This window comes from Streptomyces viridiviolaceus (assembly GCF_014650995.1).
Taxonomy (GTDB): Bacteria; Actinomycetota; Actinomycetes; order Streptomycetales; family Streptomycetaceae; genus Streptomyces; species Streptomyces viridiviolaceus.
On sequence record NZ_BMWA01000012.1, the window covers coordinates 240,816 to 267,587 of the forward strand.

Annotated in this window: 19 protein-coding genes, 1 tRNA gene and 1 pseudogene; 5 read left to right on the forward strand and 16 right to left on the reverse strand. The window is 68.3% G+C overall.

The window, feature by feature from the left end:
• The first annotated feature begins 65 nt into the window (after positions 1-65).
• Both IE260_RS19775 and IE260_RS19780 read left to right on the forward strand, forming a co-directional pair.
• Positions 66-1,430, forward strand: coding sequence for a carbohydrate-binding protein (locus IE260_RS19775; protein WP_189873692.1), 1,365 nt, complete (start codon positions 66-68; stop codon positions 1,428-1,430).
• A 121-nt stretch (positions 1,431-1,551) separates the two neighbouring features.
• Positions 1,552-1,935 (forward strand): phage holin family protein, encoded by a 384-nt coding sequence (locus tag IE260_RS19780; protein ID WP_189873652.1) that lies wholly within the window; start codon positions 1,552-1,554, stop codon positions 1,933-1,935.
• A 117-nt stretch (positions 1,936-2,052) separates the two neighbouring features.
• Here the strand turns inward: IE260_RS19780 and tuf are convergent, their stop codons facing one another.
• The 5 genes and pseudogenes from tuf to IE260_RS19805 all read right to left on the reverse strand — a co-directional run.
• On the reverse strand, positions 2,053-3,246 hold the full coding sequence (tuf, locus tag IE260_RS19785) for an elongation factor Tu (RefSeq protein ID WP_188183951.1): 1,194 nt from the start codon (positions 3,244-3,246) through the stop codon (positions 2,053-2,055).
• 156 nt (positions 3,247-3,402) lie between these two features.
• On the reverse strand, positions 3,403-5,529 hold the full coding sequence (fusA, locus tag IE260_RS19790) for an elongation factor G (RefSeq protein ID WP_189873654.1): 2,127 nt from the start codon (positions 5,527-5,529) through the stop codon (positions 3,403-3,405).
• 39 nt (positions 5,530-5,568) lie between these two features.
• Positions 5,569-6,039 (reverse strand): 30S ribosomal protein S7, encoded by a 471-nt coding sequence (gene rpsG / locus IE260_RS19795; RefSeq protein WP_003998848.1) that lies wholly within the window; start codon positions 6,037-6,039, stop codon positions 5,569-5,571.
• Between the two features lie 2 nt (positions 6,040-6,041).
• Positions 6,042-6,413, reverse strand: a complete 372-nt coding sequence (rpsL, locus tag IE260_RS19800; RefSeq protein ID WP_003948652.1) for a 30S ribosomal protein S12 — start codon at positions 6,411-6,413, stop codon at positions 6,042-6,044.
• 579 nt (positions 6,414-6,992) lie between these two features.
• Positions 6,993-7,982 (reverse strand): annotated as a pseudogene (locus tag IE260_RS19805) (glycosyltransferase family 2 protein); the annotation flags it as partial.
• 95 nt (positions 7,983-8,077) lie between these two features.
• Here IE260_RS19805 and IE260_RS19810 point away from each other — a divergent pair.
• On the forward strand, positions 8,078-9,385 hold the full coding sequence (locus IE260_RS19810; RefSeq protein ID WP_189873656.1) for a putative hexosyltransferase: 1,308 nt from the start codon (positions 8,078-8,080) through the stop codon (positions 9,383-9,385).
• Positions 9,386-9,783: 398 nt separating this feature from the next.
• Here IE260_RS19810 and IE260_RS19815 read toward each other — a convergent pair whose 3' ends face one another.
• From IE260_RS19815 to IE260_RS19865, 11 genes are all read right to left on the reverse strand, one after another.
• The gene (locus IE260_RS19815; protein ID WP_189873658.1) at positions 9,784-13,683 is read right to left on the reverse strand and encodes a DNA-directed RNA polymerase subunit beta'; all 3,900 of its coding nucleotides are present in this window, start codon (positions 13,681-13,683) and stop codon (positions 9,784-9,786) included.
• Between the two features lie 97 nt (positions 13,684-13,780).
• Positions 13,781-17,266, reverse strand: coding sequence for a DNA-directed RNA polymerase subunit beta (gene rpoB / locus IE260_RS19820; RefSeq protein WP_189873660.1), 3,486 nt, complete (start codon positions 17,264-17,266; stop codon positions 13,781-13,783).
• A gap of 589 nt (positions 17,267-17,855) precedes the next feature.
• Positions 17,856-18,245: a 50S ribosomal protein L7/L12 gene (rplL, locus tag IE260_RS19825; RefSeq protein WP_189873662.1), complete on the reverse strand. Its 390-nt coding sequence runs from the start codon at positions 18,243-18,245 to the stop codon at positions 17,856-17,858.
• A gap of 114 nt (positions 18,246-18,359) precedes the next feature.
• Positions 18,360-18,890 (reverse strand): 50S ribosomal protein L10, encoded by a 531-nt coding sequence (gene rplJ / locus IE260_RS19830; protein ID WP_188180191.1) that lies wholly within the window; start codon positions 18,888-18,890, stop codon positions 18,360-18,362.
• A 291-nt stretch (positions 18,891-19,181) separates the two neighbouring features.
• Entirely contained in the window at positions 19,182-20,057 is an 876-nt protein-coding gene (locus IE260_RS19835; RefSeq protein WP_373303367.1) for an SCO4651 family lipoprotein, read from the reverse strand.
• A gap of 162 nt (positions 20,058-20,219) precedes the next feature.
• On the reverse strand, positions 20,220-21,029 hold the full coding sequence (locus IE260_RS19840; RefSeq protein WP_189873664.1) for an SCO4651 family lipoprotein: 810 nt from the start codon (positions 21,027-21,029) through the stop codon (positions 20,220-20,222).
• Between the two features lie 128 nt (positions 21,030-21,157).
• Positions 21,158-21,883, reverse strand: coding sequence for a 50S ribosomal protein L1 (rplA, locus tag IE260_RS19845; RefSeq protein ID WP_189873666.1), 726 nt, complete (start codon positions 21,881-21,883; stop codon positions 21,158-21,160).
• 77 nt (positions 21,884-21,960) lie between these two features.
• Positions 21,961-22,395 carry a 50S ribosomal protein L11 gene (gene rplK / locus IE260_RS19850; RefSeq protein ID WP_053762848.1) on the reverse strand — a complete coding sequence of 145 codons (435 nt, stop codon included), beginning with the start codon at positions 22,393-22,395 and terminating at the stop codon, positions 21,961-21,963.
• A 169-nt stretch (positions 22,396-22,564) separates the two neighbouring features.
• On the reverse strand, positions 22,565-23,413 hold the full coding sequence (nusG, locus tag IE260_RS19855; protein ID WP_189873668.1) for a transcription termination/antitermination protein NusG: 849 nt from the start codon (positions 23,411-23,413) through the stop codon (positions 22,565-22,567).
• Positions 23,414-23,493: 80 nt separating this feature from the next.
• Positions 23,494-23,781, reverse strand: a complete 288-nt coding sequence (secE, locus tag IE260_RS19860; RefSeq protein WP_189873670.1) for a preprotein translocase subunit SecE — start codon at positions 23,779-23,781, stop codon at positions 23,494-23,496.
• Positions 23,782-23,889: 108 nt separating this feature from the next.
• Positions 23,890-23,962, reverse strand: a tRNA-Trp gene (locus IE260_RS19865).
• Between the two features lie 270 nt (positions 23,963-24,232).
• Between IE260_RS19865 and IE260_RS19870 the strand changes: the two genes are divergently transcribed.
• Both IE260_RS19870 and IE260_RS19875 read left to right on the forward strand, forming a co-directional pair.
• Positions 24,233-25,459 carry a pyridoxal phosphate-dependent aminotransferase gene (locus IE260_RS19870; protein ID WP_189873672.1) on the forward strand — a complete coding sequence of 409 codons (1,227 nt, stop codon included), beginning with the start codon at positions 24,233-24,235 and terminating at the stop codon, positions 25,457-25,459.
• A 129-nt stretch (positions 25,460-25,588) separates the two neighbouring features.
• A complete protein-coding gene (locus IE260_RS19875) occupies positions 25,589-26,629 on the forward strand; it encodes an adenosine deaminase (RefSeq protein WP_189873674.1) in 1,041 nt (346 codons plus the stop codon).
• The last annotated feature ends 143 nt before the right edge of the window (positions 26,630-26,772 follow it).

Below are 26,772 nucleotides of genomic sequence, written 5' to 3' on the forward strand. Positions count from 1 at the left end.
CGGTTGACCGTCCCTACGGTTTCGGCACCTCCCCACCGAAACCGAGGAGATGCCCCATGTCCCCCATGCTCCAGCGGCACATTCGGGCCAGAGCCGCGGGCGCCGCCCTCGCGGCGACGGCCGCCCTGCTCGTGGCCGGGCTCAGCGGCTCCGCGAGCGCAGGGCCGGCCGCCGCCCCCGCTCCGACCGCCGCCGAGACCCTCCGTACCGACGCCGCCCCGCCCGCTCTGCTCGGCGCCATGCAGCGCGACCTCGGCCTGGACCGGCGGCAGGCGCAGCAGCGCCTGGTGAACGAGGCCGACGCGGGCGCGACCGCGGGCAGGCTGCGCGTGTCGCTGGGCGACGACTTCGCGGGCGCCTGGGTACGGGGTGCCGAGTCGGGCACGCTGACCGTGGCGACGACGGACGCCGCCGACGTCGCGGCGATCGAGGCACAGGGCGCCGAGGCGGCGGTCGTACGCCACTCGCTGGCCGACCTGGACGCGGCCAAGGCCCGCCTGGACCGGGCGGCCGGCGACCTGAACACCGCCGACGCGCCGGTCTGGTACGTCGACGTGCGCACGAACGCGGTCGTCATCGAGGCCGTACGCCCGGCCGCGGCCCGAGCCCTCCTGAAGGCGGCCGGCGTCGACACCTCCCTCACCCGTACCGAGCGGACGGCCGAGCGTCCCCGCCCGCTGTACGACCTGCGGGGCGGCGAGGCGTACTACATCAACAACAGCGGACGCTGCTCCATCGGCTTCCCCGTCACCAAGGGCACCCAGCAGGGCTTCGCCACCGCCGGTCACTGCGGGCGGACCGGTGCCTCGACGAGCGGCCACAACCGCGTGGCCCAGGGCACCTTCCAGGGCTCGGTCTTCCCCGGCCGCGACATGGCGTGGGTGGCCACCAACTCCAACTGGACGGCGACGCCGTACGTCAAGGGCGCCGGTGGTCAGAACGTCCAGGTCACCGGGTCCACGCAGGCCACCGTCGGCGCCTCCGTGTGCCGCTCCGGTTCCACCACCGGCTGGCACTGCGGCACCGTCCAGCAGCTCAACACCAGCGTGACCTACCCCGAGGGCACCATCAGCGGCGTCACCCGCACCACGGTGTGCGCCGAGCCCGGCGACTCGGGCGGTTCCTACATCTCCGGCAGCCAGGCACAGGGCGTCACCTCGGGCGGCTCCGGCAACTGCAGCAGCGGCGGCGAGACCTTCTTCCAGCCGATCAACCCGCTGCTCCAGAACTACGGCCTCACCCTGAGGACGACCGACGACGGCGGCCCCGAGGAGCCCCCGCCCGGCGGCGGCACCTGGGCGGCCGGCACCGTCTACCAGCCCGGCGACACGGTGACGTACGGCGGCGCCACGTACCGCTGCCTCCAGGCCCACCAGGCCCAGGCGGGCTGGGAGCCGCCGAACGTACCGGCGCTGTGGCAGCGGGTGTGAGCCACACGGCCCCCTGACCGACGACCACGGGCCCGGGCACCCACCGGGGGTGCCCGGGCCCGGCTGCGCGTGCCGGCGACCGCGGCTTGTCAGCCGGCCGACCGGCCGTCATGATCCCGCCATGTACAAGCGAAGACGCCTGCTGGGCACCTACCTGGGCGTGGCCCTCGCCACCGTCCTGCTCTCCGGCATCACCCCGATACTCGGCTCGCCGCCCTGGGAAGTGGTCCTGGCCGGCGCCGTCTTCCTCATCGCGAACCAGCTGATCTACAGCTATCCGCGCGCCGTCAGAGGCGCCCCGCTGATCATGCTGCTCATCCTCGGCACCATCGGCGTCGTCCAGGACACGCTGCTCTGGCTGCTCGTCTCCTGGATCGGCTCCCAGATGGACTACGGCCTCCACGTCGACGGCTTCCTCACGGCCCTGGTCGGCGGTGTCGTCGTCCGCGCGACGGTCCTCCTCCTCATGGCGGTGGGACCGCAGCCGACACCCGAGACCTCGTAGCCACCCCGCCACAAACGACGAAGGGGCCCGCACGACCGAAGTCGTGCGGGCCCCTTCAGGCCATTGGCCTGGCCTTACGGCCAGATCAGGTCAGCAGACCCGACAAGCAAGCGGAACTTACTTGTTGATCTTGGTGACCTGGCCGGCGCCCACGGTCCGGCCACCCTCACGGATGGCGAACTTCAGGCCCTCCTCCATGGCGACGGGCTGGATGAGCTCCACCTTCATCTCGGTGTTGTCACCCGGCATGACCATCTCGGTGCCCTCGGGGAGGGTCACGACGCCGGTCACGTCCGTCGTACGGAAGTAGAACTGCGGGCGGTAGTTGTTGAAGAACGGGGTGTGGCGGCCGCCCTCGTCCTTCGAAAGGATGTACGCCTGGGCCTCGAACTCCGTGTGCGGGGTGACGGTGCCCGGCTTGATGATGACCTGGCCGCGCTCGACGTCCTCGCGCTTGATGCCGCGGAGCAGCAGACCGACGTTCTCACCGGCCTGACCCTCGTCCAGCAGCTTACGGAACATCTCGATGCCCGTAACCGTGGTCTTGGTCTTCTCCTGCTTGATGCCGATGATCTCGACTTCCTCGTTCACCTTGAGCACACCGCGCTCGATACGGCCGGTGACGACCGTACCGCGACCGGTGATGGTGAAGACGTCCTCGATCGGCATGAGGAACGGCTTGTCGACGTCGCGCTCCGGCTCCGGGATCGACTCGTCGACGGCCTTCATCAGGTTGAGGACGGAGTCCACCCACTCCTTCTCGCCCTCGAGGGCCTTCAGAGCGGAGACCTTGACGACCGGAACGTCGTCGCCGGGGAACTCGTACTCGGAGAGGAGCTCACGGACCTCGAGCTCGACGAGCTCCAGGATCTCCTCGTCGTCCACCATGTCGGCCTTGTTCAGGGCGACGACGATGTACGGAACGCCGACCTGGCGGGCCAGGAGCACGTGCTCCTTGGTCTGCGGCATCGGGCCGTCGGTCGCGGCGACCACCAGGATCGCGCCGTCCATCTGGGCGGCACCGGTGATCATGTTCTTGATGTAGTCCGCGTGACCCGGGCAGTCGACGTGGGCGTAGTGACGCGCCTCGGTCTGGTACTCGACGTGCGCGATGGAGATGGTGATACCGCGCTGGCGCTCCTCGGGAGCCTTGTCGATGTTGTCGAACGGGGTGGCCTCGTTCAGCTCCGGGTACGCGTCGTGCAGCACCTTGGTAATGGCGGCCGTGAGGGTCGTCTTACCGTGGTCGATGTGACCGATGGTGCCGATGTTGACGTGCGGCTTAGTCCGCTCGAACTTCGCCTTCGCCACTGGGGTCCTCCTGTGGAGTGGTTCTGAACGCCTTGCTTCATCGGCGCCAGGTGATCTTTGCTGTCAAAACCCGGGGCCCGGGGCAAACACCCGCGTTTGCGGTTGTTTGCCCCTCAAGGCTCCGGAGTCAAGCCTACGGCGTGGACGCCAGGTCCGTTACTCGCCCTTGGCCTTCGCGATGATCTCCTCGGCGACGTTCCGCGGAACCTCGGCGTAGGAGTCGAACTGCATCGAGTAGCTTGCGCGACCCGACGTCTTGCTGCGGAGGTCGCCGACGTAGCCGAACATCTCCGACAGGGGCACGAGGCCCTTCACGACACGGGCACCCGCCCGCTCCTCCATGGCCTGGATCTGGCCACGGCGGGAGTTGATGTCGCCGATGACCTCACCCATGTAGTCCTCGGGCGTGGTGACCTCGACGGCCATCATCGGCTCGAGGAGCACGGGCGAAGCCTTGCGCGCGGCCTCCTTGAAGGCCTGCGAACCGGCGATCTTGAACGCGAGCTCGGAGGAGTCGACCTCGTGGAAGGCACCGTCGAGCAGCGTCACGCGGACACCGGTCATCTCGTAACCGGCGAGGATGCCGAACTGCATGGCCTCCTGCGCACCGGCGTCGACCGAAGGGATGTACTCCTTCGGGACGCGGCCACCGGTCACCTTGTTGACGAACTCGTACGCGGCGTCGCCACCCTCGATCGGCTCGATCGCGATGATGACGCGGGCGAACTGGCCGGTACCACCCGTCTGCTTCTTGTGGGTGAACTCGACCTTCTCGACCGACTTGCGGATGGTCTCGCGGTACGCGACCTGCGGCTTACCGACGTTGGCCTCGACCTTGAACTCACGCTTCATGCGGTCGACCAGCACCTCGAGGTGAAGCTCGCCCATACCGCCGATGACGGTCTGGCCGGTCTCCTCGTTGGTGTGCACCTGGAAGGAGGGGTCCTCCTCGGCCAGGCGCTGGATCGCGACGCCGAGCTTCTCCTGGTCGCCCTTCGACTTGGGCTCGATGGCGACCTCGATGACCGGCGCCGGGAAGTCCATGGACTCCAGGATGACCGGGTTCTTCTCGTCCGCCAGCGTCTCACCGGTGGTGGTCTGCTTCAGGCCCATGACGGCGACGATGTCGCCGGCGCCCACCGACTCGATCTCCTCACGCTTGTTCGCGTGCATGCGGTAGATCTTGCCGATGCGCTCCTTGCGGCCCTTGACGGAGTTCAGCACGGACGTGCCGGACTCCAGACGGCCGGAGTACACACGGACGAAGGTGAGCTTGCCGAGGTGCGGGTCGCTCATGATCTTGAACGCCAGCGCGGCGAGGGGCTCGTCGTCCGACGGCTTGCGCGCGATGACCTTCTCCGCGTCCTTGACGTCGTGGCCCTCGATGGCCTCGACGTCGAGCGGGGAGGGCAGGTAGCGCACGACCGCGTCGAGCAGGGGCTGCACGCCCTTGTTCTTGAACGCGGTGCCGCAGAACACGGGGGTGACGGTGGTGCCGCCGCCCTTGCCGGACGCGATGGTGATGCGACGGATCGCCGCGTACAGCTGCTCCTCGGAGGGCTCCTGGCCCTCGAGGTACAGCTCCATCAGCTCCTCGTCGTTCTCCGCGACGGCCTCGAGCAGCTTGCCGCGCCACTCCTCGGCGGCCTCGGTGTGCGTGGCCGGGATGTCGACGACGTCGTACATCTCGCCCTTGGCCGCGTCGGCCGACCAGACCAGCGCCTTCATCTTCACCAGGTCGACAACGCCCTGGAAGTCGGCCTCCGCACCGATCGGCAGCTGCATGACCAGCGGCTGCGCGCCCAGGCGGTCGGTGATCATGTCGACGCAGCGGTGGAACTCGGCACCGGTGCGGTCCAGCTTGTTGACGAAGCAGATACGCGGAACGCCGTAGCGGTCCGCCTGACGCCACACCGTCTCGGACTGCGGCTCGACGCCGGCGACGCCGTCGAACACCGTCACGGCACCGTCGAGCACGCGCAGGGAGCGCTCCACCTCGACGGTGAAGTCGACGTGACCCGGGGTGTCGATGATGTTGATGGTGTGGTCGACGTTCTCCAGCGGCCAGTGACAGGTGGTGGCAGCAGAGGTGATCGTGATGCCACGCTCCTGCTCCTGCTCCATCCAGTCCATGGTGGCAGCGCCGTCGTGGACCTCACCGATCTTGTACGAAACGCCGGTGTAGAACAGGATCCGCTCGGTGGTGGTCGTCTTGCCCGCGTCGATGTGGGCCATGATCCCGATGTTGCGGACCCTGGCCAGGTCAAGCGAAGTGGTAGCCATAAGGCTTCAGTCTTCTCTCGGTTCTCGAAGGGGTTCCGACTACCAGCGGTAGTGCGCGAAGGCCTTGTTGGACTCGGCCATCTTGTGCGTGTCCTCGCGCTTCTTCACAGCGGCACCGAGGCCGTTGGAGGCGTCGAGGAGCTCGTTGAGCAGACGCTCGGTCATGGTCTTCTCGCGACGGGCGCGGGAGTAACCGACCAGCCAGCGGAGCGCCAGGGTGTTGGCACGGCCGGGCTTGACCTCGACCGGGACCTGGTAGGTGGCGCCACCGACACGGCGGGACTTGACCTCGAGGGTCGGCTTGATGTTCTCGAGAGCGCGCTTGAGCGTGATGACCGGGTCGTTGCCGGTCTTCTCGCGCAGGCCCTCCATGGCACCGTAGACGATGCGCTCGGCGGTGGAGCGCTTGCCGTTCAGCAGCACCTTGTTGATCAGGGAGGTCACCAGAGGAGAACCGTAGACCGGGTCGATGATGACCGGGCGCTTCGGGGCGGGGCCCTTACGAGGCATTCTTACTTCTCCTTCTTGGCGCCGTAACGGCTGCGGGCCTGCTTGCGGTTCTTGACACCCTGGGTGTCGAGGGAGCCACGGATGATCTTGTAGCGAACACCCGGCAGGTCCTTCACACGGCCGCCGCGCACGAGCACGATGGAGTGCTCCTGCAGGTTGTGTCCCTCACCCGGAATGTAAGCAGTGACCTCGATACCGCTGGTCAGACGCACACGCGCGACCTTACGCAGGGCCGAGTTCGGCTTCTTCGGGGTGGTCGTGAACACACGCGTGCAGACGCCGCGACGCTGAGGAGAACCCTCGAGTGCGGGCGTCTTGTTCTTCTCGACCTTGTCCTGCCGGCCCTTGCGGACCAGCTGCTGGATCGTAGGCACTACTTCTCCGGTTTCTGTGTGCCGATGGGTACAGCTAACCTGGAACGTCGCCGACCCACGCGGTCGGGTGTGTCGAATCCCGCAGACTCCCGCCGCAAGGCGAAAAGGGCGCAGATTACGGTGGCCGGTCACGACCCTGTATGCGGTTGAAGGCACGCACGAGGGCCAGGGCACACCCCAGGCACAAGGTCTGAGCGTACCTATCGCATTCGCTGTGGTCAAAACAAATGGGCGGGACCGGCAGGGGCACCCGACTCGTGTCGACTTGTCCGGTCTCACGATCGGCCGAACCGGTGCCGCGGGCCGCCCCCCGGGCGGCGTCGGGCGCGGCACCACGGGCCTCGCGCGGCCCCAGGGTCAGCCCCGCGGGACCGGCATCCGCGGTCCCTCCGCATCCGCCGCGCTCCGCGGGCCGACCGGCGCGCCGGCGGCGGCAGGCGGCTCGGAGGCGGTGGCCCGCGGCTCGGCGGTGGCGGCCCGCGCGGAAGCGGAATCGGCGCCCGCCCCGACGGGAGCGGAGTCGGTGTTTTCCGCGCCGACCGCAGCGGCACCGGCCCCGGAGGCCGGGTCCGCATCCGTGGCCGTCTCGCCGGTGGCGCCCCCGGCCGGAGCGTGCGCGGGTACCGTCGCCGTGTCGTGCCGGACGAAGTACGTCGGGCGGTTCTGCACCGCCGTGTATATCCGGGCGACGTACTCGCCGAGCAGCCCCACGCAGATCAGCTGCACGGCCCCGATGAACACGACGCCGGTGAAGAGCGAGGTCCAGCCCGGCACCGTCCGCCCCAGCACGAAGGCGGTCAGCGTGTAGACCAGCAGCCCCAGGCAGACGACGATGGCACCGGCACCCAGCCAGGTGGCGATGCGCAGGGGGGCCGCCGAGAACCCCGTGACGCTGTCCACGGCGAGGCGGATCATCCGGCCCAGCGGGTACTTGGTGCGGCCGGCGGTGCGCGGGGCCCGCTCGTAGGTGACCTGTCCGCTCGGGAAGCCCAGCCAGGGCACCAGCAGACGGTAGACCCGCTGCTGGTCCGGCAGAGCCTTCAGGGCGTCCACGGCGGCCCGGCTGAGCAGCCGGAAGTCTCCCGCCTGGGCTGGGACCGACGGGCCCGCCAGCCGGCGCATGAGCCGGTAGTAGACGCCGGCCGTCCAGCGCTTGAACCCGGTGTCGCTGCTGCGGTCGGCACGCACCCCGTAGACGATGTCGAGGCTCTCGGCGCGGGCCAGCGCCAGCATCTCGGGGATCTTCTCCGGCGGGTCCTGGAGGTCGGCGTCCAGACTCACCACGTAGGCGCCGACCGCCCGGTCCAGGCCGGCGGTCAGCGCGGCCTGGTGCCCGGAGTTGCGGCGCAGCTCCACGACGCGCAGTTCCGGCCAGCCGAGCCGGAAGGCGGCGAGCAGTTCCGCCGTGCGGTCGCTGCTGCCGTCGTCCACCGCGACGACCTCGTGGGCGACCCCCAGCTCCGTCAGGACCGGCCGCACTCTGCTGACCAGGGCGGGCAGGGCCTCTTCCTCGTTGTACATGGGTATGACGACCGACAGCACGACCGGCTCGTGCGGCTCTTCGGGCATCCGCCCCTCCCCTACCCGCTGGCACAGCTGTGCGACTCTTGTGCGATCTTATGGCAGCAATTGACGGTTGAGGGGGACTGAGGGGGATGACGGCCATGGACACGGCTGCCGACGACACGGTGACCGACGCGTCGGGCGACGCACAAGACGGACCGCCCGGACGCCGGTCCGCGAAGTGGGCCGCCCGGCGGCCCGCGTGGACCCGGCGCGTCACCCTTCCGCCCGCCGCGCGCCCCTATCTCGCCCCGCTCGCACTGTACGGCGTGACCAAGCTCGTCGGCCTCCTGGTCTTCGCAAAGCTGCTGGAGTACGCCGGGGACTACCAGGAGAAGAACCCGCGCTTCGGCGGCGGCGCCCACTGGTGGGACGTCCTGGCCACCTGGGACGGCTGGTGGTACCTCCAGGTCGCCGAGCACGGGTACCACCCCGCGCTGGTGCGGCTCGACTCCGAGGGCCTGTTCACGGTCCAGCAGAACTCCGTCGCCTTCTTCCCCCTCTATCCGTCCCTGATCCGGATGGTCTCGGACCTCACCGGCCTCGGCCTGTACGGCTCCGGGATCCTCGTCTCGGTCCTGTCGTCGTTCGTCGCCGCCGCCGGGATCTACGCCGTCGTCTCCCTCCTCGCCGGTGCCCGTGCGGGCACCATCGCGGCGGGCCTGTGGGCGGTGGCCCCCGGCGCGGGCGTCGAGTGGGCGGTGTACTCCGAGTCCGTGTTCGTCGCGCTCGCGGCCTGGACCTGCTACTGCGTCATGACCCGGCGCTGGGTGACGGCCGGCCTGCTGGCCTTCGTCGCCGGCTTCAACCGCCCCACGTCCGCCGTCCTCATAGGCGCCGTGGGCCTCGCCGCGCTGGTGACGCTGGCCCGGCCCTCGACCCGGCGCGAGCACGGGGTGCGGGGCCCGGTGTACGCCATGCTCGTCGCCCCCTTGGGCCTCCTCTCCTACGTCGCCTGGGTCGGGTACAGCACGGGCGAGGCCACGGCGTACTTCACGCTCCAGCGCGAGGGCTGGGCGCACTTCTTCGACTACGGCGCCTACACCTTCGACGTCCTGCGGAACCTGGCGATCGGCCGCAACGACTACGTCTTCGCCTTCTCCACCCCGGACCTGCTCTCCCTCCAGCTGGTCCTGGCGCTGCCCTTCCTGATCGCCCTGATGCTGCGCAAGCGACCCCCGCTGGTCCTCGTCGCCTACACCCTGGCGACGATCATCACGGTCCTCGGCACCCAGCAGATGTTCGGCAACACCATGCGCTACCTGCTGCCCGCATTCCCCCTCCTGCTCGCCCCGGCGGCGGCCCTGAGCCGCCTGAAGACACCGAGCCTGGCGGTGTTCTTCTCGACGGCGGCGCTCGCCTCGGGCTGGTACGCGCACTACGTCATCTTCGAACTGGGCGTTCCGTAGACCGGCCGTTCGCACCCGCCCTCTCCCGGTCCCGCCCCCGTACGCCTCGTCAGCAGTCGTCCGGGGCCGTCCCGCCCGGTCCAGCCCCCGGCGCCGCCGCAAGGCAGCCGGAAGCCCGTACGAGGCACGGCAGTCACCGAGGTGGCCTACAGCCCCCGCCGTCCTCCGGCGCCCTGTACACGGACCCGCGTGACCGTTCCGGGCCTCCGGCCACCAGCCGGCTCCCCCACCCGCCGGTCCGCGCCGCGGCACCGGCCGCCGAGCGGCTGCCGGGCCCGACAGCACCCACCCGGACGCGCGCCCCGGAGCCGTGTCTGCGCCTGTCCCGCCGACGGCCCGGACACGCCGAAGGGCGGCCACCCCGCACGGGGTGACCGCCCTTCGGTCATGCTGCTCGCTTACTGGTTGTACGGACCGTAGTCGTAGTCCTCCAGCGGAACGGCCTGGCCGGAGCCCGTGCCGAACGGCGAGTAGTCGATGTCGTCGTAGCCGACGGCCGAGTACATCGCGGCCTTGGCCTCCTCGGTCGGCTCGACCCGGATGTTGCGGTAGCGGGACAGGCCCGTACCGGCCGGGATGAGCTTACCGATGATGACGTTCTCCTTGAGGCCGATCAGGGAGTCGGACTTGGCGTTGATCGCCGCGTCCGTGAGGACCCTGGTCGTCTCCTGGAAGGACGCCGCCGACAGCCACGACTCGGTCGCCAGCGAGGCCTTGGTGATACCCATCAGCTGCGGACGACCGGAGGCCGGGTGACCGCCCTCCTGGACCACACGACGGTTCTCGGACTCGAACTTCGAGCGCTCGACCAGCTCGCCGGGCAGCAGCTCGGCGTCGCCGGACTCGATGATCGTCACACGGCGGAGCATCTGCCGGATGATGATCTCGATGTGCTTGTCGTGGATCGACACACCCTGCGAGTTGTACACCTTCTGGACCTCGCCGACCAGGTGGACCTGGACGGCACGCTGACCCAGGATGCGCAGCACGTCGTGCGGGTTGGTGGCACCCACGGTGAGCTTCTGGCCCACCTCGACGTGCTCGCCCTCGCTGACCAGGAGACGGGCGCGCTTCGAGATCGGGTACGCCGTCTCGTCGCTGCCGTCGTCCGGCGTGATGACGATCTTCTTGGTCTTCTCGGTCTCCTCGATCCGCACGCGGCCGGAGGCCTCGGAGATCGGGGCGACACCCTTCGGGGTACGGGCCTCGAAGAGCTCGACGACACGCGGCAGACCCTGGGTGATGTCGTCACCGGCCACACCACCGGTGTGGAAGGTACGCATCGTCAGCTGGGTACCGGGCTCACCGATGGACTGGGCGGCGATGATGCCGACCGCCTCACCGATGTCGACCAGCTTGCCGGTGGCCAGCGAGCGGCCGTAGCACATGGCGCAGGTGCCGACGGCGGACTCGCAGGTCAGGATCGAGCGGGTCTTGACCTCCTCGACGCCGTGGCGCACCAGCTGGTCGATGAGCACGTCACCGAGGTCGACGTTGGCCGGCGCGATCACCTTGCCGTCGATGACGACGTCCTCGGCGAGCATGCGGGCGTACACGCTGGTCTCGACGTCCTCGGCCTTGCGCAGCGTCCCGTCGGCGTCGCGCGAGGCGATCCGCAGCTTCAGACCGCGCTCGGTGCCGCAGTCCTCCTCGCGAATGATGACGTCCTGGGAGACGTCGACCAGACGACGGGTGAGGTAACCCGAGTCGGCGGTACGCAGAGCGGTGTCCGCCAGACCCTTACGGGCACCGTGCGTGGAGATGAAGTACTCCAGCACGGACAGACCCTCACGGAACGACGCCTTGATCGGACGCGGAATCGTCTCGTTCTTCGCGTTCGACACCAGACCACGCATACCGGCGATCTGACGCATCTGCATCATGTTGCCTCGTGCACCCGAGTTCACCATCATGAAGATCGGGTTGGTCTTCGGGAAGTTGTCGTTCATCGCCTCGGCGACCTCGTTGGTCGCCTTGGTCCAGATCGCGATGAGCTCCTGCGTGCGCTCGTCCTTGGTGATCAGACCGCGCTCGTACTGCTTCTGGACCTTCTCGTCCTGCGCCTCGTAACCGCGGACGATCTCCTTCTTCGCCTCGGGGACGACGACGTCGGAGATGGCGACGGTGACGCCGGAACGGGTGGCCCAGTAGAAGCCGGCCGCCTTCAGGTTGTCGAGCGTCGCCGCCACGATGACCTTCGGGTAGCGCTCGGCGAGGTCGTTGACGATCTCGGAGAGCTGCTTCTTGCCGACCTCGTAGTCGACGAACGGGTAGTCCTCGGGCAGCAGCTCGTTGAAGAGCGCACGGCCCAGCGTGGTCTTCAGCGTGAAGCTGTCACCCTGCTGCCACTCGGGCTCGCCCTCCTCGCGGACCGGGGGCTCCCAGCCGCGCGGCGGGATGGTGCCCACCGGGAAGCGGATGGCGACCTTCGACTGCAGCGACAGCTCGCCCGCGTCGAACGCCATGATCGCCTCGGCGACCGAGGCGAACGGCCGGCCCTCGCCCTTGAGGTCGCGGCCCTCGCCGTCGGTGGTGAGGAAGAACAGACCGAGGACCATGTCCTGGGTCGGCATCGTCACCGGACGGCCGTCGGCCGGCTTGAGGATGTTGTTCGAGGACAGCATCAGGATGCGGGCCTCGGCCTGCGCCTCCGCGGACAGCGGCAGGTGCACGGCCATCTGGTCACCGTCGAAGTCCGCGTTGAACGCGGTGCAGACGAGCGGGTGGATCTGGATGGCCTTGCCCTCGACCAGCTGCGGCTCGAAGGCCTGGATGCCGAGGCGGTGCAGGGTGGGCGCACGGTTCAGCAGAACCGGGTGCTCCGCGATGACCTCTTCCAGCACGTCGTACACGACCGTGCGGCCGCGCTCGACCATGCGCTTGGCGCTCTTGATGTTCTGCGCGTGGTTCAGGTCGACCAGGCGCTTCATCACGAACGGCTTGAAGAGCTCCAGCGCCATGGCCTTGGGCAGACCGCACTGGTGCAGCTTCAGCTGCGGGCCGACGACGATGACGGAACGCGCCGAGTAGTCGACTCGCTTGCCGAGCAGGTTCTGACGGAAGCGGCCCTGCTTGCCCTTGAGCATGTCGGACAGCGACTTCAGCGGACGGTTGCCGGGGCCCGTGACCGGGCGACCACGACGGCCGTTGTCGAAGAGCGCGTCGACGGCCTCCTGGAGCATGCGCTTCTCGTTGTTCACGATGATCTCGGGCGCGCCGAGGTCGAGAAGCCGCTTCAGGCGGTTGTTGCGGTTGATGACACGGCGGTACAGGTCGTTCAGGTCGGAGGTCGCGAAGCGGCCACCGTCCAGCTGCACCATCGGACGCAGGTCCGGCGGGATGACCGGCACGCAGTCGAGGACCATGCCCTTGGGGCTGTTGGAGGTCTGCAGGAAGGCAGACACGACCTTCAGCCGCTTCAGGGCGCGGGTCTTCTTCTGGCCCTTGCCGGTACGGATGATCTCGCGGAGGCGCTCGGCCTCCTCGTCGAGGTCGAAGGACTCCAGGCGCTTCTGCAGCGCCGCGGCACCCATCGAGCCGTCGAAGTACGTGCCGAAGCGGTCACGCAGCTCGCGGTAGAGCAGCTCGTCGCCCTCCAGGTCCTGGACCTTGAGGTTCTTGAACCGGTTCCACACCTCGTCGAGGCGGTCGATCTCGCGCTGCGCGCGGTCGCGCAGCTGCTTCATCTCGCGCTCGGCACCCTCGCGCACCTTGCGGCGCACGTCGGCCTTGGCGCCCTCGGCCTCCAGCTCGGCGAGGTCCGTCTCGAGCTTCTTGGCGCGGGCCTCCAGGTCGGCGTCGCGGCGCTGCTCGATCTGCTGGCGCTCGACGGAGACGTGGGCCTCCAGCGAGGGCAGGTCGCGCGTGCGGCGCTCCTCGTCGACGTACGTGATCATGTACGCCGCGAAGTAGATGACCTTCTCCAGGTCCTTCGGAGCGAGGTCGAGCAGGTAGCCGAGGCGCGACGGAACGCCCTTGAAGTACCAGATGTGCGTGACGGGCGCGGCCAGCTCGATGTGGCCCATCCGCTCACGGCGCACCTTGGCGCGCGTGACCTCGACGCCACAGCGCTCGCAGATGATGCCCTTGAAGCGGACGCGCTTGTACTTGCCGCAGTAGCACTCCCAGTCCCGGGTCGGACCGAAGATCTTCTCGCAGAAGAGTCCGTCCTTCTCGGGCTTGAGGGTGCGGTAGTTGATGGTCTCGGGCTTCTTGACCTCGCCGTGGCTCCACTGACGGATGTCGTCAGCGGTGGCCAGGCCGATCCGGAGCTCGTCGAAGAAGTTGACGTCGAGCACTATGCGTCAATCCCTCTCAGGGTCGTAAGTCTTTGGGTCTGAAACGGGGGTCCTGGGGCCGGCGGACCTTGGTGGTTCAAGGTCCGCCGGACTCCCGTCAGACCTCTTCGACGCTGCTCGGCTCGCGCCGGGACAGGTCGATGCCGAGCTCCTCCGCTGCGCGGAAGACGTCCTCGTCGGTGTCACGCATCTCGATGGACATGCCGTCGCTGGACAGCACCTCCACGTTCAGGCACAGGGACTGCATCTCCTTGATGAGGACCTTGAAGGACTCGGGGATGCCCGGTTCGGGGATGTTCTCGCCCTTGACGATGGCCTCGTAGACCTTCACGCGGCCGGTGACGTCGTCGGACTTGATGGTCAGCAGCTCCTGGAGGGCGTAAGCGGCGCCGTAAGCCTCCAGCGCCCACACCTCCATCTCGCCGAAGCGCTGGCCACCGAACTGGGCCTTACCACCCAGCGGCTGCTGGGTGATCATCGAGTACGGACCGGTCGAGCGGGCGTGCAGCTTGTCGTCGACCAGGTGGTGCAGCTTGAGGATGTACATGTAGCCGACCGAGATCGGGTCCGGGAACGGCTCACCGCTACGGCCGTCGAACAGCCGCGCCTTACCGGTCGGGAGCACCATGCGCTCGCCGTCCCGGTTCGGGATGGTGTGCTGCAGCAGACCCGCCAGCTCGTCCTCACGCGCACCGTCGAAGACCGGGGTGGCGACGTTGGTGCCGGGCTGGACGCTGTCGGCACCGATGGCCTGCAGGCGCTGCGCCCACTCGTCCGCCAGGCCGGAGACGTCCCAGCCGCGGCTGGCGAGCCAGCCGAGGTGGATCTCCAGGACCTGCCCCGGGTTCATTCGGGACGGGACACCCAGCGGGTTGAGGATGATGTCGACCGGGGTGCCGTCCTCCAGGAACGGCATGTCCTCGATCGGCAGGATCTTCGAGATGACGCCCTTGTTGCCGTGACGGCCGGCGAGCTTGTCACCGTCGGTGATCTTGCGCTTCTGCGCGACGTAGACGCGGACCAGCTGGTTCACGCCCGGCGGCAGCTCGTCGCCCTCCTCGCGGTCGAAGACGCGCACGCCGATGACCTTGCCGGTCTCACCGTGCGGCACCTTCAGCGAGGTGTCACGGACCTCACGGGCCTTCTCACCGAAGATCGCGCGCAGCAGGCGCTCCTCGGGCGTCAGCTCGGTCTCACCCTTGGGCGTGACCTTGCCGACGAGGATGTCACCGGCGATGACCTCGGCACCGATGCGGATGATGCCGCGCTCGTCGAGGTCGGCGAGGACCTCCTCGGAGACGTTCGGGATGTCCCGGGTGATCTCCTCGGGGCCGAGCTTGGTGTCACGGGCGTCGACCTCGTGCTCCTCGATGTGGATCGAGGAGAGGACGTCGTCCTGCACGAGGCGCTGCGACAGGATGATCGCGTCCTCGTAGTTGTGACCCTCCCACGGCATGAACGCGACCAGCAGGTTCTTGCCGAGCGCCATCTCGCCGTTCTCGGTGGCCGGACCGTCGGCCAGGACCTGGCCCTCGATGATCCGGTCGCCCTCGTTGACGATGACCTTCTGGTTGACCGAGGTGCCCTGGTTGGAGCGGGCGAACTTGGCCAGGCGGTACGTGATGTACGTGCCGTCGTCGTTGGCGGTGGTGATGTAGTCCGCGGAGACCTCCTGGACCACACCCGGCTTCTCGGCCTTGACCACGTCACCGGCGTCGACCGCGGAGCGGTACTCCATGCCGGTGCCGACGAGCGGCGACTCCGACTTAATCAGCGGCACGGCCTGGCGCATCATGTTCGCGCCCATGAGGGCACGGTTGGCGTCGTCGTGCTCGAGGAACGGGATCATGGCGGTCGCGACCGACACCATCTGGCGCGGCGAGACGTCCATGTAGTCCACGTCCTCGGGACCGACGTAGTCGACCTCGCCGCCACGGCGGCGGACCAGCACGCGGGCCTCGGCGAACCGGAGCTCGTCGGTCAGCGGCGCGTTGGCCTGCGCGATGACGAAGCGGTCCTCCTCGTCGGCGGTCAGGTAGTCGACCTCGTCGGTGACCTGGCCGTCGACGACCTTGCGGTACGGCGTCTCGATGAAACCGAACGCGTTGACCCGGCCGTAGGAGGCCAGCGAGCCGATCAGACCGATGTTCGGGCCTTCCGGCGTCTCGATCGGGCACATGCGGCCGTAGTGCGACGGGTGGACGTCACGGACCTCGAAGCCGGCCCGCTCACGGGAGAGACCACCCGGGCCGAGGGCGTTCAGACGACGCTTGTGCGTCAGCCCCGACAGCGGGTTGTTCTGGTCCATGAACTGGGACAGCTGGCTGGTGCCGAAGAACTCCTTGATGGAGGCGACGACCGGCCGGATGTTGATCAGAGTCTGCGGCGTGATCGCCTCGACGTCCTGGGTGGTCATGCGCTCGCGCACGACGCGCTCCATACGGGCGAGACCCGTACGGACCTGGTTCTGGATCAGCTCGCCGACGCTGCGGATACGACGGTTGCCGAAGTGGTCGATGTCGTCGGTCTCGACCATGATCGAGCGACCGGACTCGCCGATCGTCTCGGTCTCACCGGCGTGCAGCTTCACCAGGTACTTGATGGTGGCGATGATGTCGTCGGTGGTGAGAACACCGGCGTCCAGCGGCTCGTCCGCACCGAGCTTCTTGTTGACCTTGTAGCGGCCGACCTTCGCCAGGTCGTAGCGCTTGGGGTTGAAGTAGAGGTTCTCGAGCAGCGTCTGCGCGGCCTCACGCGTGGGGGGCTCGCCCGGACGCAGCTTGCGGTAGATGTCGAGCAGCGCGTCGTCCTGGCCCTGGGTGTGGTCCTTCTCCAGGGTGGCGCGCATGGACTCGTACTCGCCGAACTCCTCGAGGATCTGCTCGGTCGTCCAACCGAGAGCCTTGAGCAGAACGGTCACGGACTGCTTGCGCTTGCGGTCGATGCGCACACCGACCATGTCGCGCTTGTCGATCTCCATCTCCAGCCAGGCACCCCGGGACGGGATGATCTTGGCGGAGAAGATGTCCTTGTCGGACGTCTTGTCGATGGAGGAGTCGAAGTAGACACCCGGCGAACGGACCAGCTGCGACACCACGACACGCTCGGTGCCGTTGATGACGAAGGTGCCCTTGTTCGTCATGAGCGGGAAGTCGCCCATGAAGACGGTCTGGGACTTGATCTCGCCGGTCTCGTTGTTGGTGAACTCGGCCGTGACGAAGAGCGGAGCGGCGTACGTGAAGTCGCGCTCCTTGCACTCGTCGATGCTGTTCTTCGGGGGCTCGAAACGGTGGTCGCGGAACGTCAGCGACATCGACCCGGAGAAGTCCTCGATCGGGGAGATCTCCTCGAAGATCTCCTCCAGACCGGACTTGGTGGGGACGTCCTGACCGGACTCCAGAGCCGCCTCGACGCGAGCCTTCCAGGCGTCGTTGCCGAGCAGCCAGTCGAAGCTCTCGGTTTGGAGCGCGAGAAGGTTCGGAACCTCGAGGGGCTCCTTGATCTTTGCAAAGGAGATGCGCAGCGGGGCGGTGCTGGCAGCGTTGTTCGTATTCGCGGTCGAGGCGTTGCGCGAGGCGGCCAAGAGGGGGTCCTTCCGAGGGCTCGGACTCACTACGCGCGTACCGGCCCCTCTTCCGTGCACGAGACAGGGGGCGTCTGATGTGGCCGAAAAGCCAGGTCAGACATGCTCTGGTCGTCGGTGCTCGGGCGAGGGCAGACCCCTGGTGACGGGCAGGGGGCAGCTAACAGGCAGCGCAAAGGGTCAGTGTAGCCACTTGGCACACTGATGTCCAGTGCGGTTCTCCGGGACCGTGTTCGCTCCTCGTTGTTCTCACCACCTGCGGCAAGGCCTCGCCCTCAACGCACGTTGATACTGCCCTCTCCGTCGTCGATCCATGCCTCGGATTCGGATCCTTGTGACGACGCGTCCTGAGAATTGCGCGCTGCGTGCGGTTCGTCAAGGCCCCCCTTGCCCAAACCGGCTGCCGCCAGGGGATTCTCAGCGCCCCTGCGACCGCACAACGAAGATCACCATACCCCTCGCCGTCACACGAGCAAGGCAGCCGCCGCCGGGCCCCCGGATACGCCGAAGAGCGACCACCCGGATGGATGATCGCTCTTCGGTGCTGAGGCGTTACAGGCCCTGAGGGGCCTGTGAGGCCGATGAGGTCTTACTTGACCTCGACCGAGGCGCCGGCGCCCTCGAGGGCCTCCTTGGCCTTGTCGGCGGCCTCCTTGTTGACCTTCTCCAGGACCGGCTTCGGGGTGCCGTCGACCAGGTCCTTGGCCTCCTTCAGGCCGAGGGAGGTCAGCTCGCGCACGACCTTGATGACCTGGATCTTCTTGTCGCCGGCGCCGGTGAGGACGACGTCGAACTCGTCCTTCTCCTCGACGGCCTCGGCGCCCGCACCGGCACCAGCGGCACCGGCGACGACGACCGGCGCGGCAGCGGCGGCGGTGACGTCGAACTTCTCCTCGAACGCCTTCACGAACTCGGAGAGCTCGATGAGGGTCATCTCCTCGAACTGAGCGAGCAGGTCTTCCTGGCTGAGCTTCGCCATGATGGCGGTCCTTCCACTAAATCGGCAGGTGCCGGATGTACTGGGTGAGGCGGGCGTACGTCGGGCCCGCTATGACCCTTGCCTCAGGCGGCGAGGGCCGGAAAGCGAGCCGAATTACTCGGCACCGCCCTGCTCGTCCTGCTTGGCACGGAGCGCGTCCACGGTGCGGACGAGCTTCGACGGCAGCGCCTGGAAGACAGAGGCAGCCTGGGACTGCTTGCCCTTCATGGCACCGGCCAGCTTGGAGAGCAGAACCTCGCGGGACTCGAGGTCCGCAAGCTTCTTGATCTCGTCGGCGGACAGCGCCTTGCCTTCAAGGACACCGCCCTTGATGACGAGATTCGGGTTGTCCTTGGCGAAGTCGCGCAGACCCTTCGCCGACTCCACCGGGTCACCGGTGATGAAGGCGACAGCCGTCGGACCATTGAACTGGTCGTCCAGCGTCGTGATCCCGGCCTCGTTGGCCGCAATCTTGGTCAGCGTGTTCTTCACCACGGCGTACTGGGCGTTCTCACCGAGCGACCGGCGCAGCGTCTTGAGCTGCGCCACGGTGAGACCGCGGTACTCGGTCAGCACGGCGGCGTTGGAGCTGCGGAACTTGTCCGTCAGCTCGGCAACCGCGGCAGCCTTGTCGGGCCTCGCCATAGAGCCTCGGCCTCCTTCCGGGTGATTCGGACCGCGCGGACCCGAAGGAGGACTGGGGAAACGAAACGCCCCGGCGCAGGCGCACGGGGCGTGGCTCGACCGGCCATTCACGCGCACGGGCGCGAGATCCGGGAGCTCATCCACTGTCACCTGCGCGGGTCGTCCGCAGTTCAGCGGATCCTTCGGCCACCGCGCCCTCTTGCGAGCGCACGGCAACGACCAGCGGTCTTTGGCTTCTGTAGGAGAGTACGTGAGCGGTGCAGTATCAAGCAAATCCGCCCCTACGGCGACTCAGCCCTGCTCGGCGGCCTCCTGCATCATCTCGGCCAGGTCCATGGTGTCCTTCGCCGGCGGGGCGGTGACCTTCACGGGTTCGTTGAAGCCGAGGAAGGTGATGGTCATGTCGAGCGGGCCCTTGTCGGCGTCGCCCCGCATGCGGATCTGCTTGGGGTGGTCCTCGCCGTCGGCCCACATGTCCATCGTGAGTTCGTCGACGCCCATCTTCTCGTACTGCTTGAGGCTCTTCTCGCGCTTCTCCCGCGTGGTCCTGTCCTCGTTCTTGAGGGAGTCGCGCAGCTCGTCGAGGGTGAAGGTGCCCTTGTAGTGAGTGGTCTTCACGCCGTCGACGGTCTCGGTGCCGACCTTCTCCACGTCCTTGGCACCGGTGAGGAAGGTGGACTCGGTCGCCGGGTTCCTGTCGGCCTGGGAGGTTCCGCCCATCCGGTTCAGCTCCTGGTCGGAGCCCATCGCGGCCAGGTCGAACTTGAGCCAGCTCTTGCCGTCCATCTCCTTGGCGGCCTCGGCGCCCCCGCCGATGTACATCATCTTGTCGACGAGCCGGATCTCCGCGGACGCGTCGGCGCCCTGGTCGAGCGCCGTCATCTTCATGCTCATGGTGATCGTGGGCTCGAACTGCATCTGCGCCTCGGCCTTGATGCGCCCCTCCTCCGGGGTGCGGCCGGATATGCGGTAACGGAGGGACGTGATGTCCTCCGCCTTCTCGGCCGCCTTGGCGACGGCCGCCGCCGGCGTCATGTCGGGGGACTCCTCCGCGCCCCCCTGGGAACAGCCCACCGCGCCCGCGGCGAGGAGCAGTGCGGCCACTCCGGCGCCCGCCGCCCGGCGCCGTGCGGAACCGTGCGCGGGCATGCGTACGGAAGTCTTCACGAGTCCCCCCAAGGAACATATGGCTGTCACACAGCAAGAACGGCGAGCGTATCCGAGGAGGGCTCCAACGGTCCCGGGATTTCCGTGGCTTGAGAGTTCAGCGGGGTCAGGGAGGTTATGGAGGTCCGGGAGGTCATGGAGGCCGGGGAGAGTCCATGAGGCTCAGGAGCCGTCTCCCTGGGCCTCCAGCAGCTCCTTGAAGTCCGCCGTGTCGCCGACCGGGGGCCGTTCGGCGGAGACGCGGACGCCGTAATCGCTGTAGTACGCGGTCTGGGTCAGCTCTCCGGTCGCCGTCCGTCCCCGCTCCACCTTCTTGACCAGGAGGTTCCGGTCGTCGACCCAGATGTCGACGGTCTGGGCGCCGGCGCCGCCCACCGTGCCCGACCAGTGGGTGGTGCGCTGCCCGCGCGTCGTCTCCTCGCCGACCTTCCGCAGGTCCCCGGAGGTCATCAGCAGCTTCACCGAACGATCGGGGGTGGTGCCCCGCATCTGCTCCGCGAAGCCGGCCCCGGCGCCGTCGCCGAGTCCCTCCAGATCCGCGTAGACGTACTTGATCCAGTGCCTGCCGCCCACCCGGTCGGCGAACTGGTCGCCCATCCTGGCGTAGTAGGCGTCGGGCAGGTACCGGGCCTCCATGGCGGTGGTGCCGAGCCGGCGCATGGTCTCGGCGGTCGTGCCGCCCGTGTAGGTGATCGTCAGGGTGCCGGTGAGGCCGTCGCTCCAGCCGAGAGCTCCGACGGCCTCGATGGACAGTTCGCGGCCCATGACGGTCGTGGATTCCACCCTGGCCGAGCCGGCCCGGGCGGTCGCCCGCTCCACGTCGCGCAGGGCCCGGGGCGGGGCGGCGGTCGTCGAGTGGTCCTCACGGGGACGGTCGTCGGTCGCATCGGCGCCGGTACAGGCCGTCAGGCACATCAGGGCGGCCGTCACCGCGATCCCGAAGGCCGTACGGCACGCCGTCGTGCTCGTCATTCGTCCCACCCCCGTGCGAGTCCCGTGCCCGCACGCTAACCCAGGTCCCCGGTACGCGTACGGGAAAGGGGACGGGCCCCGCACCTCGAAAGGTGCGGGGCCCGTGACAGCCTGGGCGAGCCGGAGGCTCAGACCGCGGCCGGGTCCTCCTCGACGAGGAGGTTGCGGGTGCGGTTCGGGTCGACCGGAATGCCGGGGCCCATCGTGGTGGTGATGGCGGCCTTCTTGATGTAGCGACCCTTGGCGGCGGACGGCTTCAGACGGAGGATCTCCTCCAGCGCGGCGCCGTAGTTCTCCACCAGCTTGTCGTCCTCGAAGGACGTCTTGCCGATGATGAAGTGCAGGTTCGAGTGCTTGTCGACGCGGAACTCGATCTTGCCGCCCTTGATCTCGGTCACGGCCTTGGCCACGTCCGGGGTCACGGTGCCGGTCTTCGGGTTCGGCATCAGACCACGCGGGCCGAGGACGCGGCCGAGGCGGCCGACCTTGCCCATGAGGTCCGGGGTGGCGACGACGGCGTCGAAGTCCAGACGGCCCTTCGACACCTCGTCGATCAGTTCGTCGGCGCCGACGATGTCGGCGCCCGCGGCACGCGCGGCCTCGGCACGGTCGCCGGTCGCGAAGACCAGGACCCGGGCGGTCTTACCGGTGCCGTGCGGGAGGTTCACGGTGCCACGGACCATCTGGTCGGCCTTGCGCGGGTCGACACCCAGACGGAAGGCGACCTCGACGGTGCCGTCGAACTTGGTCGTGGAGGTCTCCTTGGCGAGACGGACGGCCTCGAGCGGGGCGTAGAGCTTGTCCCGGTCGACCTTGGCGTCCGCAGCGCGGAGAGACTTGCTGCGCTTGCTCACTACTGCTCCTGTTGCTTCTTAGGAGTTGTGGTCCGGGCCGAGCAGGCCCCGCCACTTCTGCTGCTGGAAGGTTGGGGTCAGCCCTCGACCGTGACGCCCATGGAACGGGCGGTGCCGGCGATGATCTTCTCGGCGGCGTCCAGGTCGTTGGCGTTGAGGTCGGGCATCTTGGTCGTGGCGATCTCACGGACCTGGTCGCGCGTGATCTTCGCGACCTTGGTCTTGTGCGGCTCGCCGGAGCCCTTCTCAATGCCCGCGGCCTTCAGGATCATCTTGGCGGCCGGCGGCGTCTTGGTGACGAAGGTGAAGGAGCGGTCCTCGTAGACCGTGATCTCCACCGGGATGACCCAACCGCGCTGCGACTCGGTCGCGGCGTTGTAGGCCTTGCAGAACTCCATGATGTTCACGCCGTGCTGACCCAGCGCGGGGCCGACCGGCGGGGCCGGGTTGGCGGCACCGGCCTGGATCTGGAGCTTGATGAGCCCCGTGACCTTCTTCTTCTTGGGAGGCATAGCTCTCCGGGTCCTTTCGATTCGGGTCCTGCCCGCACCCGGGGGCGACCCGGACACAGGCATACCGCACAACGATAACGGGTATAGATGCGCGGCCAAAAACCGAGCAGGTCAGACAGGCTCCGCGAGCCCGTCCGACCTGTTCGGAAGCGTTACGTCCAGAGAAGGACTAGTTCTTCTGGATCTGGTCGAAGCTGAGCTCGACCGGCGTCTCGCGGCCGAAGATCTCGACGAGGCCCTTGACCTTCTTCGAGTCGGCGTTGATCTCGTTGATCGTGGCCTGCAGCGTGGCGAACGGGCCGTCGGTGACGGTGACCGAGTCGCCGACCTCGAAGTCCAGCACCTGGACCTCGACCTTGCGCTGCGGAGCCGGCTTGCCCTCGGCCTCGGCGGCCTCGCGGGCGGCCTTCTCCTCGGCCTCCGGGGCGAGCATCTTGACGATCTCGTCCAGCGTCAGCGGGTACGGGTCGTAGGCGTTGCCGACGAAGCCGGTGACGCCGGGGGTGTTGCGGACGACGCCCCACGACTCGTTGGTCAGGTCCATGCGGACCAGGACGTAACCCGGCAGCTTGTTCTGCTTGATCGTCTTGCGGTCGCCGTTCTTGATCTGGACGACCTCTTCCTGCGGCACCTCGGCCTGGAAGATGTAGTCCTCGACGTTCAGCGAGACGGCGCGCTGCTCCAGGTTGGTCTTCACGCGGTTCTCGTAGCCGGCGTAGGTGTGGATCACGTACCACTCGCCGGGAAGGACGCGCAGCTCCTGACGGAGCTTCTCGACCGGGTCGAGCTCGGGCTCGGCCTCGGCCTCCTCGGTCTCCGCGTCCGCGCTCTCGACGTCGGACCCGGCCTCGGCGGCCTCGTCCGCATCCTCGTCGGAGACGGCGTCGGCAGCCTCGACCTCGGCGAAGGTCTCGGTGTCCTCGCTGTCCGCGCCCTCGACGGTGCCGAGCTCGTCCTCGACGGACTCGACAGCCTCCCCGCGAGGCTCAACGGCGTCGTTCACGTTCGGGTCAGACACGGTGGCTGCTTCTTCCTGGATACATAGGGGTGGAACACGCGAAAGGGGCGCCGGATACCTCGGCGCCCTTCGCTCTCGGCTCAGCCAAAGACGTACTTGGCGGCGTTGCTGAGGCCATAGTCGATCAGGGTCACCAGGCCGATCATGATGACCACGAAGATGATCACGACGGTGGTGTACGTGGTCAGCTGACTGCGGCTGGGCCAGACGACCTTGCGAAGCTCCGCGACGATCTGACGGTAGAAGAGCGCAAGACGCTTCAGCGGGCCCTTCTTGGCGCGCTTGCCGCCCTTGCGGGGCTTCTTCTTGGAGTCCGGCGCCTCGTCCTGGGCATCAGGCATGTCGATGGAGCCCACGGCGTCCGTCACTCGTCCTCACCTGATTCCGGGTCGTGGCCGTGCCGCGCCCGGTCTGAGCCGCACGGCGGTGCATTGCTGTACGTACATGCGCACACATCCTGGCGAAGGTGTGTGTAGCAGGGCCGGAGGGACTTGAACCCCCAACCGCTGGTTTTGGAGACCAGTGCTCTACCAATTGAGCTACGACCCTTTGTGTGTCCCCAACGTACCGCATCCGCCCGGATGCTTGGTGTGCACCGGGTGAGGCGCGGGCTGCTGAAGGCCAACGAGGTGAGAGTGTACGTGCTCCTGGGCCGGGCGTCGAACAGAAAGGGCCCGTGGGGACGTCTTCGGGTGCCGTTGGCCGAAGATCGCCCTGGCCGGGGGGTGCATCCGGACTGTTGTTCAGTGGTTTGCCCGGACCTGTTCAGTCTGTGAAACCCGTGTGCCGCAGAAGTTTCCGGTCTGGAACGATGGCCTCATGAGCGCTGCAACCCCTCCCACCGAGCGCCGGGTCTCCGCCCGAGTCGGCGCGATCTCCGAGTCCGCCACCCTCGCCGTGGACGCCAAGGCCAAGGCCCTCAAGGCCGCCGGGCGTCCGGTGATCGGCTTCGGCGCCGGTGAGCCCGACTTCCCGACTCCGGACTACATCGTCGAGGCCGCGATCGAGGCCTGCAAGAACCCCAAGTACCACCGCTACACCCCGGCCGGCGGCCTGCCCGAGCTGAAGGCCGCTATCGCCGCGAAGACGCTGCGCGACTCGAACTACGAGGTCGACCCCTCGCAGATCCTCGTCACCAACGGCGGCAAGCAGGCCATCTACGAGGCGTTCGCCGCCATCCTCGACCCGGGCGACGAGGTCATCGTCCCGGCGCCGTACTGGACGACGTACCCGGAGTCGATCCGGCTGGCCGGCGGTGTGCCGGTCGAGGTCGTCGCCGACGAGACGACCGGTTACCGGGTGAGCGTGGAGCAGCTGGAGGCGGCGCGCACGGAGAAGACGAAGGTCGTGCTCTTCGTCTCCCCCTCGAACCCGACCGGCGCGGTCTACAGCGAGGCCGAGGCCGAGGCGATCGGGCGCTGGGCCGTCGAGCACGGGCTGTGGGTCCTGACGGACGAGATCTACGAGCACCTCGTCTACGGCGACGCGAAGTTCACCTCGCTGCCGGCGATCCTGCCGGAGCTGCGGGACAAGTGCATCGTGGTCAACGGTGTCGCCAAGACGTACGCCATGACCGGCTGGCGGGTCGGGTGGGTCATCGGCCCGAAGGACGTGGTCAAGGCCGCCACCAACCTGCAGTCGCACGCCACGTCCAACGTCTCCAACGTGGCCCAGGCGGCGGCGCTGGCGGCCGTCTCCGGTGACCTGGACGCCGTGGCGAAGATGCGGGAGGCCTTCGACCGGCGCCGCAGGACCATCGTGCGGATGCTCAACGAGATCGACGGCGTGCTGTGCCCGGAGCCGGAGGGCGCCTTCTACGCCTACCCGTCGGTGAAGGCGCTGATCGGCAAGGAGATCCGGGGCAAGCGGCCGCAGAACTCTGTGGAGCTGGCCGCGCTCATCCTGGAGGAAGCCGAGGTCGCGGTGGTGCCCGGTGAGGCGTTCGGCACGCCCGGGTACCTGCGGCTGTCGTACGCGCTCGGGGACGAGGACCTCGTCGAGGGCGTGAGCCGGATCCAGAAGCTGCTGGCGGAGGCGCGGGACTGATCCGGTTCCGTCCTGCGGTCGGGGACCACCTCTGGATGCCCAGGGGTGGTCCCCGTTCGTTTGTGCGAGCAAGACCACGTACGGGGAAAGAGGTACCGGGGCGGGCGTGGCGTGCGGCAGGATCCTGGGATGGAGCGTGTACGTGATGTCTCTGAGCTGCCGAAGGCCCATCTGCACCTGCACTTCACCGGGTCGATGCGGCCCGCCACCCTGCTGGAACTGGCCGACAAGCACGGCGTGCGGCTGCCCGAGTCCCTGACCGAGGCCCTGACCAGCGGGGAGCCTCCCCGGCTGCGGGCGACGGACGAGCGGGGCTGGTTCCGCTTCCAGCGGCTGTACGACGCGGCGCGTTCGTGCCTGCAGGAGCCGGAGGACATCCAGCGGCTGGTGCGGGAGGCGGCGGAGGAGGATCTGCGGGACGGCTCGGGGTGGCTGGAGATCCAGGTGGACCCGACGTCCTACGCGCCTCGGCTGGGCGGGCTGATCCCCGCGCTGGAGATCATCCTGGACGCGGTGGAGACGACGGTCCGGGACACCGGGCTGGGGATGCGGGTGCTGGTGGCCGCCAACCGGATGAAGCATCCGCTGGACGCGCGCACGCTGGCCCGGCTGGCGGTGCGGTACGCGGACCGGGGTGTGGTCGGCTTCGGGCTGTCCAACGACGAGCGGCGCGGCATGGCGCGGGACTTCGACCGGGCGTTCGCGATCGCGCGGGACGGGGGGCTGCTGTCGGCGCCGCACGGGGGTGAGCTGACCGGGCCGGCGTCGGTGCGGGACTGCCTGGACGATCTGGAGGCCGACCGGATCGGGCACGGGGTGCGGGCGGCGGAGGATCCGCGGCTTCTGAAGCGGCTCGCGGACCGGCAGGTGACGTGCGAGGTGTGTCCGGCGTCGAACGTGGCGCTGGGCGTGTACGAGAAGCCGGAGGACGTGCCGCTGCGGACTCTGTTCGACGCGGGGGTGCCGATGGCGCTGGGCGCGGACGATCCGCTGCTGTTCGGCTCGCGGCTGGCCGCGCAGTACGACATCGCGCGGCAGCACCATGGCTTCACGGACGCGGAACTGGCGGAGCTGGCCCGGCAGTCCGTGCGGGGGTCGGCGGCGCCGACGGGTGTGAAGGAGAAGCTGCTGGCGGGGGTGGACGACTGGTTGTCGGGGGCTGATCGGTGATGCCTGCGGCGGCCTGTGCGGGTGCGGTGGGGGTGCCTGCGGGTGCCTGCGGCGCTTGGGCCGGGGTGCCTGCGGCGGCCTGTGCGGGTGCGGTGGGGGTGCCTGCGGGTGCCTGCGGCGCTTGGGCCGGGGTGCCTGCGGCG